The sequence below is a fragment of the Bradyrhizobium sp. BLXBL-01 genome (assembly GCF_051853025.1).
Lineage (GTDB): Bacteria > Pseudomonadota > Alphaproteobacteria > Rhizobiales > Xanthobacteraceae > Bradyrhizobium.
Map to the genome: position 1 here is coordinate 4,579,839 of NZ_CP182471.1, position 16,718 is coordinate 4,596,556.

At 64.7% G+C, this 16,718-nt stretch carries 15 protein-coding genes; 9 read left to right on the forward strand and 6 right to left on the reverse strand.

Going from position 1 to position 16,718, the window contains the following annotated elements; genetic code table 11:
* Positions 1–172: 172 nt before the first annotated feature.
* Positions 173–847 (forward strand): hypothetical protein, encoded by a 675-nt coding sequence (locus ACNJYA_RS21390; protein WP_439400687.1) that lies wholly within the window; start codon positions 173–175, stop codon positions 845–847.
* The gene (locus ACNJYA_RS21395) at positions 817–2,142 is read left to right on the forward strand and encodes a hypothetical protein (RefSeq protein ID WP_439400688.1); all 1,326 of its coding nucleotides are present in this window, start codon (positions 817–819) and stop codon (positions 2,140–2,142) included. Before ACNJYA_RS21390 ends, ACNJYA_RS21395 begins: the two co-directional genes overlap by 31 nt.
* 180 nt (positions 2,143–2,322) lie before the next feature.
* On the opposite strand, the gene aspS is transcribed toward ACNJYA_RS21395, so the two are convergent.
* Positions 2,323–4,095, reverse strand: coding sequence for an aspartate--tRNA ligase (gene aspS, locus ACNJYA_RS21400; RefSeq protein WP_439400689.1), 1,773 nt, complete (start codon positions 4,093–4,095; stop codon positions 2,323–2,325).
* A 196-nt stretch (positions 4,096–4,291) separates the two neighbouring features.
* Here aspS and ACNJYA_RS21405 point away from each other — a divergent pair, with 196 nt between their 5' ends.
* Positions 4,292–5,764, forward strand: a complete 1,473-nt coding sequence (locus tag ACNJYA_RS21405) for a protein adenylyltransferase SelO (protein ID WP_439400690.1) — start codon at positions 4,292–4,294, stop codon at positions 5,762–5,764.
* A 117-nt stretch (positions 5,765–5,881) separates the two neighbouring features.
* On the opposite strand, the gene ACNJYA_RS21410 is transcribed toward ACNJYA_RS21405, so the two are convergent.
* A complete protein-coding gene (locus tag ACNJYA_RS21410) occupies positions 5,882–6,415 on the reverse strand; it encodes an REP-associated tyrosine transposase (RefSeq protein WP_439363239.1) in 534 nt (177 codons plus the stop codon).
* 192 nt (positions 6,416–6,607) lie between these two features.
* Between ACNJYA_RS21410 and ACNJYA_RS21415 the strand changes: the two genes are divergently transcribed.
* Genes ACNJYA_RS21415 through ACNJYA_RS21430 form a run of 4 tightly spaced genes read left to right on the forward strand, consistent with a single transcriptional unit; the run spans position 6,608 to position 10,623 of the window.
* Positions 6,608–7,459 carry a phosphodiesterase gene (locus tag ACNJYA_RS21415; protein WP_439400691.1) on the forward strand — a complete coding sequence of 284 codons (852 nt, stop codon included), beginning with the start codon at positions 6,608–6,610 and terminating at the stop codon, positions 7,457–7,459.
* Between the two features lies 1 nt (position 7,460).
* A complete protein-coding gene (locus ACNJYA_RS21420) occupies positions 7,461–8,411 on the forward strand; it encodes a carbohydrate ABC transporter permease (protein ID WP_260383441.1) in 951 nt (316 codons plus the stop codon).
* Positions 8,408–9,277, forward strand: coding sequence for a carbohydrate ABC transporter permease (locus ACNJYA_RS21425; RefSeq protein WP_172786496.1), 870 nt, complete (start codon positions 8,408–8,410; stop codon positions 9,275–9,277). The genes ACNJYA_RS21420 and ACNJYA_RS21425 overlap by 4 nt, the downstream gene beginning before the upstream one ends.
* Before the next feature lie 11 nt (positions 9,278–9,288).
* Positions 9,289–10,623, forward strand: coding sequence for an ABC transporter substrate-binding protein (locus ACNJYA_RS21430; RefSeq protein WP_439400692.1), 1,335 nt, complete (start codon positions 9,289–9,291; stop codon positions 10,621–10,623).
* Between the two features lie 131 nt (positions 10,624–10,754).
* Here the strand turns inward: ACNJYA_RS21430 and ACNJYA_RS21435 are convergent, their stop codons facing one another.
* Positions 10,755–11,744, reverse strand: coding sequence for a zinc-dependent alcohol dehydrogenase family protein (locus ACNJYA_RS21435; RefSeq protein ID WP_439363242.1), 990 nt, complete (start codon positions 11,742–11,744; stop codon positions 10,755–10,757).
* 103 nt (positions 11,745–11,847) lie between these two features.
* Here ACNJYA_RS21435 and ACNJYA_RS21440 point away from each other — a divergent pair, with 103 nt between their 5' ends.
* Together ACNJYA_RS21440 and rnd are read left to right on the forward strand one after the other, a co-directional pair.
* Complete coding sequence (locus tag ACNJYA_RS21440) at positions 11,848–12,747, forward strand: LysR family transcriptional regulator (protein WP_439363243.1); 900 nt, start codon at positions 11,848–11,850, stop codon at positions 12,745–12,747.
* Positions 12,748–13,103: 356 nt separating this feature from the next.
* Positions 13,104–14,252 (forward strand): ribonuclease D, encoded by a 1,149-nt coding sequence (rnd, locus tag ACNJYA_RS21445; RefSeq protein ID WP_439363244.1) that lies wholly within the window; start codon positions 13,104–13,106, stop codon positions 14,250–14,252.
* Between the two features lie 118 nt (positions 14,253–14,370).
* On the opposite strand, the gene ACNJYA_RS21450 is transcribed toward rnd, so the two are convergent.
* The 3 genes from ACNJYA_RS21450 to ACNJYA_RS21460 form a co-directional block, all read right to left on the reverse strand.
* The gene (locus tag ACNJYA_RS21450; protein ID WP_172786491.1) at positions 14,371–15,753 is read right to left on the reverse strand and encodes an aspartate aminotransferase family protein; all 1,383 of its coding nucleotides are present in this window, start codon (positions 15,751–15,753) and stop codon (positions 14,371–14,373) included.
* Positions 15,754–15,951: 198 nt separating this feature from the next.
* Positions 15,952–16,122, reverse strand: coding sequence for a hypothetical protein (locus ACNJYA_RS21455; protein WP_212257567.1), 171 nt, complete (start codon positions 16,120–16,122; stop codon positions 15,952–15,954).
* A gap of 30 nt (positions 16,123–16,152) precedes the next feature.
* On the reverse strand, positions 16,153–16,716 hold the full coding sequence (locus ACNJYA_RS21460) for an isochorismatase family protein (protein WP_172786489.1): 564 nt from the start codon (positions 16,714–16,716) through the stop codon (positions 16,153–16,155).
* Positions 16,717–16,718: the final 2 nt, after the last annotated feature.

Below are 16,718 nucleotides of genomic sequence, written 5' to 3' on the forward strand. Positions count from 1 at the left end.
GGTCATGGAAGGGCGATGAAGCACGCCGGGCGCCTCGGTGGCAACATCCGATTGCGCCCCCATCAACAGGGCGCGCCGTCAAATATTTGAAAAGCATAGCTTTCCCTGGACCGCGCGACTTTTTCTGAATATGGCAGGTTGCGCGGTGCAAAATGAGCAACTGGAGCTGGGAATGAAGCGAATCCTGATCGGCCTGATCGTGGCAGCCGTGCTCGGCGCGGGCGGATGGTTTGGCTTCAACCTCTATGTCCAACATCGGGCAACCAGCGAGGTCGAGGCGGCGTTCGAGCAGATCCGCTCGGGCGGCGGCAAGGCCAGCCATGGCAAGATCACCTTCGAGCTCGCGACCCGGACGCTGACGATCGAGGACATCGCCATCACTCCCGCCGGCCAGCCGCAAGCGCAGATCAAGATTACTGGCATCAAGGGTACCGGCGTTCGCCTGATCGACGATACCAGCTTCTCGGCCGACATCATCGAGGTCGGCGGTTTCGAAGTCGCCCTGGACCAGGTCGGCGCCGCGAAGCTGAAGGCATCCTACAAGATCCCGCAGCTCACTCTGCGGGACTATGCCGGCCCCATTCGCGGCGGCAATCCGCCAACGGACGGCTCCCTGATCGACATTTATCGCTATGTGCTCGAACAATATTCGAGCATCACGGCATCGTCCGTCACGGCTCCGACGCTGACGATGACCTTCGACGCGAGCGGCAGCGCCGCTGGAAGCGGCGAAATCACCTATTCCGGGCTGGCGGTCCAGACTCTCAAGCGCGGCAAGGTCGAGGCGATGAAGGCCGATCGCGCCGTCTTATCGACGTGCCGCAGCCGGGCAAGCAGGACAAGCTGACCGGCGACCTCTCCAGCATCATCATCAACGATTTCGACGCGACCGCGGTCGCCGCCGCGCTCGACCCGCAGAAAGCCGGCGACGACAGCCATCACCGCATCTACCGGCAGATTTCGGCCGGCCGCTATGTGCTCAAATCGACCCAGGGCCTGCGGATGGAGATCGACGGGATCAGTTTCGAGGACATCGCGGTGCAGCCCTCCAAATTTCGGCCGGCCGAGATCGTTGCGCTCGTGCCGACGGACCGGTCGGTCGTCGCGACCGCCGCGCAATCGCGCGAGATGATGGAGAAGCTCGCCGGATTCTATGAGGGTCTTCGCATTGGTCGGATCGAAATCGGCGCGACGTCGGTGGGCCTTCCACAGGGAACGGCCAGGATCAAGGCGGTCAGATATAACGACGGCGAATTCGCAGTCGAAGGCGTCGACACGCCGTCTCCGCAAGGGCAGTTCAAGATGGAGCGCTTCGCGCTGAAATCGTTCAGCGCGGCAAACCTGATGCGCTGGGCGGCCGGCCTCAGCAAGCACGGTCAGCCGCCCTCGCCCGATCAGATGCTGGGCCTGTTCCGGGTGCTCGAAGGCGCCGAGATCAAGGGCGTGGTGGCGCCCCATAACAACGCACGACAGCCCATCACCATCGACACGATCAGCATGAACTGGGGCCAGCTGGTCGGATCGATCCCGAGCAGGGCCAGCCTGGTCGTGAAAATGGTCACGCCGACCGATCCCGCCAATCCGGCGCTGCAGCCGCTGATCGTGGCAGGCGTGGACAAGCTCGCGATCGACCTCGATCTCGGCGCAGCCTGGACGGAATCGTCGGGCGCGTTCGCGCTCGCCCCCGCCACGCTCGATCTCGGCAACCTCGCCAGGGCGCAGCTGAGCGTGGCCCTTGCCAAGGTGCCGCGCGACCTCTTCACCACGACGGACCCGTCCGAGGCTATGGAGCAGTTGGCGCAGGTCGAGACCGGCGCCATCGAGCTCTCCTTGCGCGACCGCGGCGTGGTCGATCTGGTCGTGGCCCAGTTCGCGCGCATGCAGAATGTCAGCCGCGACGCCGCGCGCAGCGCCATCGTCGCGATGATCCGGGCCCAGGGCGAGAAGATCGCGGCCTCCAATCTCGATGCCAAGGTCGCGGTCGATGCACTCGCCGGTTTCGTCGAGACCTCGGGGCAAACACTGAGCATCAGGCTGACACCGCTCGGCACGCTACCGGTGCTTCAGCTGGTCGATGTCCTCGACCACGAACCGATCATCGCGCTGGCGCAGTTCAGGATCGAGGCCTCGACGGGGCTGTAGGAGAGAAGCGCAGCTCTCTCCCCGTCATTGCGAGCGCAGCGAAGCAATCCAGAGTCCCTCCGCGGAAAGATTCTGGATTGCTTCGCTGCGCTCGCAATGACGATGTGGAGAGGGCGTGGCCTCTCCCTGCATCCGCCTTCGCTGAAGCTTCGGCGGGACAAGCAGGGAGAGGTAAGAGCTTCACTTCTGCGGCAGGTTCACCCGGATGTGCAGCTCGCGGAGCTGCTTCGTCGTCGCTTCCGACGGTGCGCCCATCAAGAGGTCCATGGCCTGCTGGTTCATCGGGAACAGCGAGATCTCGCGCAGATTGGTGGTGCCGCAGAGCAGCATCACGATGCGGTCGACGCCCGCGGCCATGCCGCCATGTGGCGGCGCGCCGTACTGGAAGGCGCGGTACATGCCGCCGAAACGCTCGACCACTTCCTGCTCGCCGTAACCTGCGATCTCGAACGCCTTCACCATGGCTTCGGGCACATGGTTGCGGATTCCGCCCGAGGCGATCTCGTAGCCATTGCAGGTGATGTCGTACTGGAACGCCTTGATGGTCAGCGGATCCTGCGACTTCAGCGCCTCCAGGCCGCCCTGCGGCATCGAGAACGGGTTGTGCGAGAAGTCGACCTTCTTGTCGTCCTCATTGTACTCGTACATCGGGAAGTCGACGATCCAGGCAAGCTCGAACCGCTCCTTGTCGGTGAGGTTCAATTCCTCGCCGACCTTGTTGCGGGCAAGCCCTGAGAACTTCCAGAACTTGTCGGGATCGCCGGCGACGAAGAAGGCGGCATCGCCTTCCTTGACGCCGAGCTGCGCGCGGATCGCGGCGGTGCGCTCGGGCCCGATATTGTTCGCGAGCGGGCCGGCGCCCTCGCCGCCTTCGCGCCACATGATGTAGCCGAGGCCGGGCTGGCCCTCGCCTTGCGCCCACGAGTTCATGCGGTCGCAGAAGGCGCGGCTGCCGCCGCCCGGTGCCGGGATCGCCCAGACCTGGTTCCTGGGGTCTTCGAGCATGCGCGCGAAGACCTTGAAGCCGGAGCCGCGGAAATGCTCGGAGACGTCCTGCATCTCGATCGGGTTGCGCAGGTCCGGCTTGTCGCTGCCGTATTTGCGCAGCGCCTCGGCGAACGGAATGCGGCGCCAGCCCTTGGTGACGGGCTTGCCCTTGGCAAACTCTTCAAAGACGCCCGTGATCACCGGCTCCATCGCCGCAAAGACGTCTTCCTGCGTGACAAAGCTCATCTCGACGTCGAGTTGGTAGAACTCGCCGGGCAGACGGTCGGCGCGCGGGTCCTCGTCGCGGAAGCAGGGGGCGATCTGGAAGTAGCGGTCGAAGCCGCTCATCATCAAGAGCTGCTTGTACTGCTGCGGCGCTTGCGGCAGCGCGTAGAACTTGCCGGGATGGATGCGCGACGGGACGAGGAAGTCGCGCGCGCCCTCCGGCGAGGACGCGGTCAGGATCGGGGTGTTGAACTCGAAGAAGCCCTGCCCCTCCATGCGCCGGCGCATCGACTTGATGATCTCGACGCGCGTCATGATGTTCTGGTGCAGCTTCTCGCGGCGCAGATCGAGGAAGCGATACTTCAGGCGGATGTCTTCGGGATATTCCTGGTCGCCGAACACCGGCAGCGGCAGGTCGCCGGCCGGGCCCAGCACCTCGATCTCGCTGATGTAGACCTCGACCTTGCCGGTCGGCAGATCGTCATTGTCGGTGCCTTCGGGGCGGCGGCGGACCTTGCCGTCCATCTTGACCACGAATTCCGAGCGCAGCTTTTCCGCCAGCGAGAACGCCGGCGAGTCCGGATCGGCCACGCACTGGGTCAGGCCGTAATGGTCGCGCAAATCGATGAACAGCACGCCGCCATGGTCGCGGACGCGATGGACCCAGCCCGAGAGGCGGATGGTCTCGCCGATGTTGCTCTCGCGGAGCGCGCCGCATGTATGTGACCGGTAGCGATGCATGGTCGTCCCAAAATCGATGTCTGAAGGAAGCCGAATCGAACTAGGCCAAAATGACCTAGTTGAAGGCGCAGGGTTTAGCCGACGAGGCCGGGGGCGGCAACCAAGGGAACGGCCCGTTTTGAGCTGAAGGTGCCCATTTTTGGCTAATCGGGCCCGGAGCCTTTGCCGATGCCCGTTCCAGCCCTATCTTGAGCCCATGACCGTCCATTTCCCCTTCCAGAACTCCTATTCGGCGCTGCCGGACAGCTTCTTCGCCCGGGTCGCGCCGACCCCCGTTGCCGCGCCCCGGCTGATCAAGCTGAACCGGCCGCTGGCGGTCCAGCTCGGTCTTGATCCCGATCTGCTGGAGACCCCTGATGGTGCCGAGATCCTGGCCGGAAAGACGGTTCCCGCCGGAGCGGATCCCATTGCCATGGCCTATGCCGGGCACCAGTTCGGGCATTTCGTGCCGCAGCTCGGCGACGGCCGCGCCATCCTGCTCGGCGAGGTCATCGACAAGGACGGCGTCCGCCGCGACATCCAGCTCAAGGGCTCGGGCCCCACCCCGTTCTCCCGCCGCGGCGATGGCCGGGCGGCGCTCGGGCCGGTGTTACGCGAATACATCGTCAGCGAAGCCATGTATGCGCTGGGCATCCCCACCACGCGCTCACTTGCCGCGGTGGTCACCGGCGAGCACGTCATCCGCGAGACCGCGCTGCCCGGCGCTGTGCTGACCCGCGTCGCCGCCAGCCACATCCGCGTCGGCACTTTCCAGTTCTTCGCCGTCCGCCGCGACACCGAGGCGATCCGCCGGCTCGCCGATCACGTCATCGCGCGACACTACCCGGACCTGCTGCATGCGGAGCGGCCCTATCACGACCTGCTCGCCGCAGTCGTCGCGCGCCAGGCCGAGCTCATCGCGCGCTGGCTGCTGGTCGGCTTCATCCATGGCGTGATGAACACCGACAACAGCTCGATCTCGGGCGAGACCATCGACTACGGCCCTTGCGCTTTCATGGACGCCTACAACCCGGCGCAGGTCTTTTCCTCGATCGACGAGATGGGCCGCTACGCCTATGCCAACCAGCCGCGCATCGGCCTGTGGAATCTGACCCGGCTCGCCGAATGCCTGCTGCCGCTGTTTTCGGACGAGCAGGAGAAGGCGGTCGCCGAGGCGCAGGATATTCTCGGCGCGTTCTCCGATCAGTTCAGCGCCGCCTATCAGGCCGGCCTGCGCAAAAAGGTCGGCCTGTTCACCGAGCGTGACGGCGACGAAGCGCTGATCCAGGACCTGCTGGATGCCATGGCCAAGAACCAGGCCGACTTCACCCTCACCTTCCGCAAGCTGGGTGATGCCGCCGGTGATGAGGCTGCGGACGTGCGCGCGCAGTTCATGGAGCCCGGAGCCTTCGACGAATGGGCCGGCCGCTGGCGCGCGCGCATCGCGCTAGAACAGCAAGGCGCCGCCGAGCGGCAAGCGGCCATGCACGCGGTCAATCCCATGTTCATCCCGCGCAACCACCGCGTCGAGGCCGTGATCCAGGCCGCCGTGAACGACGACGATTACGCGCCGTTCGAGGAGTTGGTGAAGGTGCTGGCGAGACCCTACGAGGATCAGCCAGAGTATGCGGCCTACGCCGATCCGCCGCTGCCGGACCAGCGGGTGCTGCAGACGTTCTGCGGGACGTAGCGACAAACTCGGTGCGTAGGGTGGATTAGCCGAAGGCGTAATCCACCACATTCCCACCGAGCAGAAAGTGAAGAGGTGGATTACGCTTCACTAAACCACCCTACAGACTGACGCTGATCATGCCCTCTCACCGAACTCGCCTGCGATCCTGACGTCCCCGCCCCAATCCTCCGGAAACAATCCCGCCCGCACGTCGCGATGAAACGACGAGTACGGCCAGTCGCAAACCTTCGACACGTGCCCGTGCTTGACGGGATTGTAGTAGCAATACTCGACATGGCGAGCGAAGTCGGCCTCATCGCGAATGACATGCTCCCAGAACCGGCGTTGCCAGATACCGCGTTCGTTGCGCGCGGCACGGACTGCGCTCCGACGCTCGGTCGCCGGGAGTGCTTTGACGAACCGTGCCTTGATCAATCGCCAACGCACAGAAAAATTGGCATCGCCCGGCGGCAGCTTCCAGATCGCGTGGAGATGATCCGGCAGGACCACGAAAGCATCGATCTCGAAAGGATAGCTCCGGCGGGTTGCGGCGACTGCGTCCCGCAAGCTCTCGATCTCCTCGGTCAAAAGAGATTTCCGCCGATCCAGCAAGTTCACGGTGAAGAACCAGCGTCCTCCGGGGATGAATGCGCGGCGATAGTCAGGCATCAACCATCGATAGCACAACTTGAGGTTGGCTCACAGTGGTGGATTACGCCTTCGGCCAATCCACCCTACGACACGGGCGCTTGTGGACACGGGAACCGCTGTCATCAAACTGAAACACACGCGCTCTAACGGGCTGACAGCGCCGTCTTGCCGGAGGCGCCGATCCTCCAACCGTCCCGACTCAGGCGCGCCATGCCCTTCAAGTTCATCCACCTCACCGACACGCACCTCGCGAACCCCGGCTTGACGCTCTACGGGCTCGATCCGCGCGCCCGGCTGGATGCGGCGATTGCCGACATCAACAAGCACCAGTCCGACGCTGCGTTCGCCGTCGTGACCGGCGACCTCACCCATTGGGGCGAGGCTCAGTCCTACGCCAACTTCGCCGAGGCGATGGCGGCGCTGAAGATTCCCTACATCGCGATGGTCGGCAATCACGACAAGCGCGTCATCTGCCTCGACGCGCTGAAGGCCGCGCCGCGCGATGCCAACGGCTTCGTGCAGGGCACGCGCACCACCGAACATGGCCTGTTCGTCTTCCTGGACACGCTGGACGAGACCAGCCATGCCGGCGAGATGTGCGCAAAGCGCCTCGGCTGGCTGGCGAATACGCTCGCGGCCGCCCCCGCCGAGCAAGAATTCGTCGTGTTCATGCACCATCCGCCCTTCCCGGTCGGCGTCCACGCCATGGACGAAATCGCGCTGAAGCAGAGCGCCGAATTCGCCGAGGTGATAGCGCCCTATCGCGCGCGCATCCGCCACCTGTTCTTCGGCCATGTGCACCGGCCGATCTTCGGCAGCTACGGCAAGATCCCGTTCTCGACGTTGCGCGGCACCAACCACCAGGTCTGGTTCGAGCTCGACGTTGCGGCCAGCGAGCATCTCGCCAGCCACGAGCCGCCGGCCTATGGCGTCGTGCTGATCGACGACGAGAACCTCGTCGTGCACAGCCACGATTTCCTCGACGAAAGTCTGCGCTTCCCCTTCGAACCACCGGCAGGAGTGGACGGCCGCGACTATGCACTCAATTTCCCGGCGCGATGAGATGAGCCTCGCTGAACCCGCGGCTCTCCCGGTCGCGACGTCGGCGGCACCGCGTCTCAACGTCCTGAAGCGGTTCATGGAGCGCTTCAAGACCTCGCTGCCGGCCTATCTGCTGCTGTTGCCCTCGCTGGTCTTCCTCGCGCTGTTCACCTATGGCGCGATGGGACGCGTCCTCATCGACGCGCTCTATCAGCGCGCCACGCCCAAGGCTCCGGTGCGTTTCGTCGGCCTCGACAATATCAGCGCCGTGCTCGCCGACCCCGCCTTCACCGGCGCCGTCGTCAACAATTTGATCTACGCCGTCGGCACGGCGGTGCCGAGCATCGGACTTGCGCTGTTGTTCGCGCTGGCGCTGTCACGCACCCACGCCGTGAACAGCGCGCTGCGCGCCGCGCTGTTCCTGCCGGTGCTGATCCCGATGGTCGCAGCCTCCGCGCTGTTCCTGTTCATCTTCCTGCCGAATGTCGGCCTGCTCGATTATTACATCGGCCGGCTGCTTCCGGTGCTGCCGAACTGGCTCGGCGACCCCGACATCGCGCTCTACGCCATCATGGTCATCACGATCTGGAAGAATGCCGGCTATTACATGCTGTTCTTCCTCGCCGGCCTCCAGGCCGTGCCCGAGGATGTGATGGAGGCGGCGCATCTCGATGGCGCCGGGCCTTACATGCGCCTGCGCCACATCATCCTGCCGGAGCTCAAGCCCACCTTCCTGTTCGTCACCGTCATCGCCACGCTGAACGCGGTGACGCAGGTCGACCACGTCTTCGTTATGACCCAGGGCGGGCCGTCCAACGCGACCAACCTCGTGCTGTTCTACATCTACCAGCAGGCGGTCGAGCATTACGACATCGGCAAGGCCTCGGCGGCGACGCTGCTGACGCTCGCCGCGCTGATGGGCCTCACCGCGCTGTCCTTCCGCACGATGGCCAACCGCGAGGGCGGGCCATGAAGCTGATCGATACGCTGTGGAAGGACGCTCCGCTCGCCACCCGCGGCGAGATCACGCCCAAGCTCGGCTTTGCGCTGACAGTGCTGCTCGCGATGGTCTGGCTCATCCCGTTCCTGTGGATGGGCGTTGCGACGCTGCGCCCGGCCTCCGACGGCATCAACACGATGGCCGAGCTGATGCCGAGCCTGAAGCCGACGCTCGACAATATCAGGGATGCCTGGGAGATCGGCGATTTCCCGCGCTACACGATCAACACCACGATCATCTGCACCGGCATCCTCTTGGTGCAGTTCGTCACGATCACGCTGGCCGGCTTTGCCTTCGCGCGCCTGGAATTCGCCGGCAAGACGCTGATCTTCTATTTGTTCCTGATGCAGCTGATGCTGGTGCCGGTGCTGCTGATCGTGCCGAACCTGTCGCTGGTGGCGCAGCTCGGGCTCTATGACACGCTCACCGGCGTGATGATGCCGTTCTTCGCCTCGGCCTTCGGCACTTTCCTGATGCGCCAGGCGTTCGAAGCCATTCCGACCGAGCTGGAAGACGCCGCCCTGATCGACGGTGCCGGCCTGTTCCAGCGCATCCGCCACATCTACGTGCCGCTGTCGATGCCGAGCTTCTCGGCCTTCGCCATCATCTCCGTGACCAGCCACTGGAACGACTTCCTGTGGCCGCTGATGGTGATCAATTCGCCGGACAAGCGGCCGCTCACGGTCGGCCTCTCCGTCTTCACCAAGACCGCCGAAGGCACGCAGGCCTGGGGCACCATCGCCGCGGGCACGCTGATGGTGATCGCGCCGCTGCTCGTCGCCTTCCTGATCTTCCAGAAACGCTTCATCAGCTCTTTCGTCACCTCAGGCATCAAATAGGAGATTTTCCGATGCTGTTCTCCCGCAGGATCGTGCTTGGCCTCGCCATGGCCGGCTCAATGGCAGGCGCCCTCGCCTTTCCGGCTCTCGCCGGCGAAGGTCCGACCGAGGTCGACCTGTTCTTCCCCGTCCCCGTCGACGGCAAGCTCGCCCGCGACATGGGCACCTTGATCAAGGAGTTCAACGAGACCCATCCCGACGTCAAGGCGACCGCGGTCTACACCGGCTCCTACGACGACACGCTGATCAAGACGCGCGCCGCGATCAAGGCCGGCAAGCCGCCGGCAGCCGTGATCATGTCGGCGAACTTCCTGCTCGACATGCAGATCGAGAACGAGCTCACCAACCTCGATGCGCTGATCAAGGCGGACGGCATCACCAAGGAGCAGTTCCTCGGCCAGTTCTTCCCGGCGCTGCAGGGCAACGCGGTGATCAACCGCTCGGTCTACGGCGTGCCCTTCCACAATTCGACGCCGCTGCTCTACATCAACGCCGACAAGGCCAAGGAAGCCGGCCTTGATCCGAGCAAGCTGCCGCAGACCTGGGCCGAGCTCACCGACTGGGCCAAGAAGCTGACCAAGCGCGAGGGCGACAAGGTGACCCAATGGGGCATCGCGATCCCCTGCGCCTACGACTATTGCGGCTGGATGATGGAAACGCTCACCATGAGCAATGGCGGGCGCTACTACAACGAGGAGTTCGGCGGCGAGGTCTATTACGACACGCCCTCGATGCTGGGCGCGCTCTCCTGGTGGAACGACCTGATCTATAAGCACAAGGTGCATACGCCCGGCGCCACGCCCGGCCCTGCCGTCAGCACCTCCTTCATCTCGGGCAATGCCGCGATGATGATGCTGTCGACGGGCTCGCTCACCTACGTGCGCGACAACGCCAAGTTCGCCTACAAGGTCGCCTTCATTCCGCGCAACGTCCGCAACGCGGTGCCGATCGGCGGCGCCTCACTGATCATGCCGGCCGGCCTCGAGGCCGACAAGCAGAAGGCCGCCTGGACGCTGATCAAGTGGATGACCTCGCCGGAGAAGAGCGGCTGGTGGAGCCGCGCCACCGGCTATTTCGCGCCGAACATGGCCGCCTACAAGACGCCCGAGATGGTCGAATTCCTGGGCAAGAACCCGGACGCCAAGACCGCCGTCGAGCAGCTCGACGTCGCAAAGCCGTGGTTTGCGACCTACAAGACCGTCCCGGTCCGCAAAACCCTCGAGGATGAAGTGATGCTGGTCCTCAACGGCAAGAAGCAGCCGAAGGAAGCCCTCGCCGCCGCCCAGAAGGCCGCCGACGAGACGCTGAAGCCGTACAACGCGGAGACGTCGCTGAAGCTGCCCTGATCGTCGTAGGGTGGGTTAGCTGCGCGAAAGCGCGAAGCGCAGTTCGCGCAGCGTAACCCACCTCTTCCGCGTCTGCGGATATGGACAGCGGTGGATTACGCCTTCGGCTAATCCACCCTACGGTCCCCTCATCAGATCGTCACCACGATCTTGCCGAACTGATCGTTCGACTCCAGGAAGCGATGCGCTTCGACGATGTCCTCGAACCGGAACGTCCTGGCGATGACCGGCTGCAACGTGCGATCGGACAGCCCGTCGAGAATGAACGCCTTTGCCTGCGCAAGGCGCACGGGATCGCGGATGATCTCGTGTACGAGGTAGCCGCGCAACACCAGGCTCTTGGTCAACACGTTGAGAAGCGGAAACGGCGTCGGCTCGGGACTCAATCCGCCGTATTCGATCAGGATTCCGCCCGGCGACATGGCCGCGGTCAGCGGCTCGAACGCGGGACCGCCGACGGCGTCGAAGACGACGCGGACCCCGTTTGATCCGGCGATCGCCTCCAGCCGCGCCCGAATATCGTCTTCGTCCGAGGCGACGACATGGGCAGCGCCGGCATCGCGCAAAGGCCCACTCTTGGCCGAGGTCCGTGTCAGCGCGACCGCCGTCGCGCCGACCCGGTTCGCAATCTGAATGGCCGCGATTCCGACGCTGCTGGATGCCGCGGTGATGGCAACGACGTCGCCTCGGCCAAGTCGGGCGATTTCAACCAAAGCGCCGTAGGCCGTCAGATACTGCATCCACACGGCAGCCGCCGTTTCGAAGCCGAGCGCCGGCGGATGTTTCACGACGAGTTCGGCCGGAAACGTCGCGAGCTCGGCATAGGCCGGCCATCGCACCATCGACAGAGGCGGCACGATGCTCACGACATCTCCTGGCACAAAGCTGGTCACATCATCCCCGACCGCTTCGACGATGCCTGTCGCCTCCAGGCCCAGCCCCGACGGAAAAGTCGCGCGCTCGATATAGGTCCCCCTTCGCAACAGGGCCTCGGCGCGGTTTAGGCCGAGTGCCCTGACCCTAATCTGCACCTCGCCCGATGCCGGCGGCGGGACATCGACGGTCTCGATGCGCAACACGTCGGGACCACCATGGTGATGAAAGCGAACGGCGCGGGCCATGGATGCACTCCAAAACAGTTGAACCGAATGGAGCTATGCCGGTCCGCGCGAAAGGAATAAATCGCTCAAACAACTGAACAGTCGAAACCAGGAGTTTTCAATCATGGACCGCCTGACCAGCATGGCCGTGTTCGTCAGGGCCGTCGACCTCGGCTCTTTCGCGGCCGCGGCCGACGCCCTGGAGATGTCGGGGCCGATGGTGGGCAAGCACGTCCGTTTCCTCGAAGAACGCCTCGGTGCACGGCTCCTCAACCGCACCACGCGGCGCCAGAGCCTGACCGACGCCGGCCAGGCCTATTACGAACGCTGCCGCGCGGTGCTGAGCGAGGCCGAAGCCGCAGATAGCGTCGTTGCCGACCAGTTGTCCGAGCCGCGCGGCCGACTGCGTGTGACCATGCCGGCCCTGCTGGGACGGCACTGCATCGCGCCCTTGTTGATGAGGCTGGCGCGGAAACATTCGCATCTCGAGCTCGACCTCTCGTTCGGCGATCCGATCGCCGACATTGTCGAGGCCGGCTACGATCTGGCAATCCGGACCGGCGATCTCGACGACCAGTCCGGTCTGATCGCGCGGCGCATCGCAAGCCAGCGCATGGTGGTGTGTGGTGCGCGGTCGTATTTGCGCACGAGCGGCAAGCCGAAATCGCTCGACGATCTCGCCAACCATCAAGCGATCATCTATCGCGGCTCGGGGCGTGTCCGGCCGTGGCTGTTTGCGCAGGAGGGCGGCATTCCGCGCGAGATCATGCCATCGGGCCGGCTGAGGTTCGACGATCTGGAGGCGATTGCCGATGCCGCGGCGCAAGGCATGGGCCTCGCGTGGCTACCCTATTGGCTGGTCCGCGAGCGCCTCGATACTGGTGCGCTCGTCAGTCTCTTCAGCAGTCAGCCGCAATTCCTCTACGAGTGCCACGCGCTCTGGCCGCGCTCGCCCCGGCTGCCGCCGAAGGTGCGCGCGGCCGTGGACATGCTCGCGGCCGGCCTGCCGAAGCTGATGGCATGACCATGGCTGCGGCGCGCCGCCATTAACCCTCCATCCACCATCCGGCCCGGCCTGCCGCCGGTAACCACGAGAATTAACAGACCCTCAACGCAGCCCCGACAAATCTATCCATGTTTCTGGAGATTTCGCCGTGGATCTGTTGGTTTTCGAGTTCCTGGGACTGGCGCTGGTCGCCATGTGCGTGATCGTGGTGGCGCTGCCCTGCGCGCGAAAACCCTCGCAGCGGGTCCGTTACGAATAGGAATTTGGTCGGAAAGGGACGATTCCGGCCCGATGCAAGGCTCGAATTCGCTTAGAGCCCCTTGACATCACAGCACTTTCGGCAGAACGGCTGTATTCAGTGTCATGGGCCGTTCATGGATTTGATTACCACCACCGCTGACCTCGCGGCTGCCTGCAGCCGGCTGGCCAAGCACTCCGTCATCACAGTCGATACCGAGTTCCTGCGCGAGACCACTTATTACCCGCTGCTGTGCGTGGTGCAGATGGCCAGCGCCGAGGAAGCCGTGGTTATCGACGCCCTGGCCGAGGGGATCGATCTCAAGCCGTTCTTCGAGCTGATGGGCAACGAGGGCGTGCTGAAGGTGTTTCACGCCGCCCGCCAGGACATCGAGATCATCTGGCACCAGGCGGGCATCATCCCGCACCCGGTGTTCGACACCCAGGTCGCTGCGATGGTGCTCGGCTACGGCGACAGCATCGCCTATGACGCGCTGGTCGAGAAGGTCACCGGCCACCGCCCGGACAAGACCCACCGCTTCACCGACTGGTCGCGCCGGCCGCTGACCAAGGAGCAGATGCATTACGCGGTGTCCGACGTCACCCATTTGCGCGACGTCTTCGCCGCGCTCGACGCCGACCTGAAGAAACGCCGCCGCAGCGAATGGGTCTCCATCGAGATGGAGGTCCTGACCTCGCCCCGCACCTATGACTTCCACCCCGAGCGCGCCTGGGAACGGCTGAAGACGCGGGTCCGCAAGCCCAAGGACCTCGCGGTGCTGATGGAGGTCGCGGCGTGGCGCGAGCAGGAGGCGCAGAGCCGCGACGTGCCGCGCGGCCGCGTGCTGCGCGACGAAGCCGTCACCGACATCGCGACCCACGCGCCGACCACGCTGGAGAAGCTCGCGCATCTGCGCTCGGTGCCGAAGGGGTTCGAGAAGTCCAAATGGGGCGCGGACATCATCGCCGCGGTCGAGCGTGGGCTCGCGCGGGACTTCACGAAGCTGCCCAAGCTGGAGAAACCGCGCAACAATTCCAACGGCGCGGCCATCGTCGAGCTTTTGAAGGTGCTCTTGCGGATGACCGCCGAACGCCACGCAGTCGCAAGCAAGGTGATCGCGACCGTCGACGATCTCGAAGAGATCGCGGCGGACGATGAGGCCGACGTCCCCGCCTTGCGCGGCTGGCGCCGCGAGCTGTTCGGCGACGCCGCCTTGAAGCTCAAGCGCGGCGAGCTGGCGCTGGCGATCGAGAAGGGCCGCGTGATCGGGGTGCAGCGGGCGTAGGCGGCCGCTGTTTCCACAGCGTCATTGCGAGCGCAGCGAAGCAATCCAGAATCTTTCCGCAGTGGCAGTCTGGATTGCTTCGTCGCAAGGGCTCCTCGCAATGACGGGGAGAGAGCCCCTACGCCGGCGTCAGCTTCGCCACTTCGCTCTTCATGTCGTTCAGCACGCCTGAGATCGCGGTGACCAGCTCATCGATCTGAGCCTTGGTCGTGATCAGCGGCGGGCAGATGGCGATGGCATCGAGCATGTTGCGCGAGATCACGCCGCGCTCCTGGAGCATGCGGCTGGCGATGCCGCCGACGGCGCCCGGCGTGCTGGCGGCGGTCTTGCGCCCCTTGTCGAGCACGAGCTCAAGCGCGGCGATCATGCCGACGCCGCGGACCTCGCCGACCAGCGGGTGGCTCGTAAGCTCACGCAAGCGGCCCTGCATATAGGCGCCGAGCTCGGCCGCGTGCGCGACAAGGCCGCGCTCCTCGATGATCTTGAGGTTTTCCAGCGCAATCGCCGAGCCGACCGGATGGCCGCCGGCGGTGAAGCCGTGGCCGAGCACGCCGATCTTGTTGCTCTCGTCCGCGATCGGCTCGAACATGCGGTCGTTCAGGATGATCGCCGACAGCGGGAAATAGCTCGAGGTGATCTGCTTGGAGACCACCATCGCGTCCGGCTCGATGCCGTAAGTCTCGCAGCCGAACATCTTGCCGGTACGGCCGAAGCCGCAGATTACCTCGTCGGCGACCAGGAGAATGTCGTACTTCTTCAGCACCTTCTGGATCTTGTCCCAGTAGGTCGCCGGCGGCACGACGACGCCGCCCGCCCCCATCACCGGCTCGCCGAAGAAGGCCGCGATCGTATCCGGCCCCTCCTTCTGGATCAGCGCGTCGAGCTCCTCGGCCCGGCGCGTGGCGAAGGCTTCCTCGCTCTCGCCGGGGGCACCGTCCTTATAAAAATGCGGCGAGCCCGTATGCAGGATGTTCGGCAGCGGCAGGTCGAAGGAGCGGTGGTTGTTCGGCAGGCCCGTCAGGCTGGCGGATGCGATGGTGACGCCGTGATAGGCACGCAGGCGGCTGATCACCTTCTTGCGCTGGGGCTGGCCAAGCGCATTGGAGCGATAGGCGATCAGCTTCAACACCGTGTCGTTCGCTTCCGAGCCGGAATTGGTGAAGAACACCTTGCTCATCGGTACAGGCGCGAGCGCGACCAGCTTCTCGGCGAGGTCGATCGAGGGACCGTGCGATTTAGCGGAGAAGGTGTGGTAGAACGGCAGCGCCTGCATCTGCTTGTACGCCGCCTCGACCAGCCGCTTCTCGTTGAAGCCGAGCCCGACGCTCCACAGGCCCGCCATCGCTTCGAAATAGCGCTTGCCCGACGCGTCGAAGACATAGGGCCCCTCGCCGCGCTCGATCACCAGGGGACCGGCCTGCTGATGGGTGCGCGCATTGGTGTAGGGATGGAGCTGATAGGCTACATCCCGGGCCTCTTGCGAATTGGGCAGCATGGACATTTGCGAAGATCCTTGAAAGCGTCACGCCGCCGGCTCGGCCGGCGTCATCACTCGATGGCAAGTGCTTGTCTTAAGTACGTGGCTATTGCCACGACGCGAAACTTGCAACGCCAATTCGTCGGCGGCAAGCGCTCAGCAGGGATGCACAAAGCCGCACATGACGGCACCACGGATCGCAGAAGCCGGGCCGGGCAGCTTTCACGCCGCGCCGCCGTCGTCCCCTTCGTCGCTGGCGGCAACGGCTTCCCTCACCTCCACCAGCGCCATCGAGAGCAAGTAGACCGTCGTGGGCAGCCCCAGCCTGCGCGCCTTCTCGGCGGCATGCGACAGATCGCTCACCAGCTCCTTGAGCTCGTCTCCCCGCGACAATTCTCAACCCCATCGACCGGCCGCGGACGCCTACACCGCGACGGCGCCGCTGGTTCTGATCAGTTCGGCGCTGGACTGGATTGTAGCAAAATTCGCGATGACATTCACCACCGCATGCCGGTAGGCGGCGGCATCGTCCGTGCCCGGCTGCCGGCAAGCCACGGCGTCATCGATCACATGGTAGCGATGGCTGCGGTGAAACCCCTCGACGGCGGTGGCCAGGATGGTCTCGTCCAGGGAAAAGCCGACCAGAATGCAGCGCATGGCGCCGATAGCGGACATGTGGCCGACAAACCGCGACGAGCTGTAGGCGGACGGCAGCGGGTGCTCGAACGTCATCTCGCCCGGCCGTGGCCTGGCCTCTGCGATCCAATCGGTCAGCCTGGATGACGGATTGAACCAGGCCGCCTGCGCGATGCGCTTCAGATGCATCACCGGCCACAGATTGCTGCGCCACAGCGTCAGAAGTTCCAGGCAGCGCGCCATCGTCGCATCGCCGTCACGGATGACGTGGCGGCGGCCGGGGGTCAGGTACTCGACCTGAAGATCCGCACAGACCAGGATCGGCGGATCATCGTGCATGGAAACCAGCATCG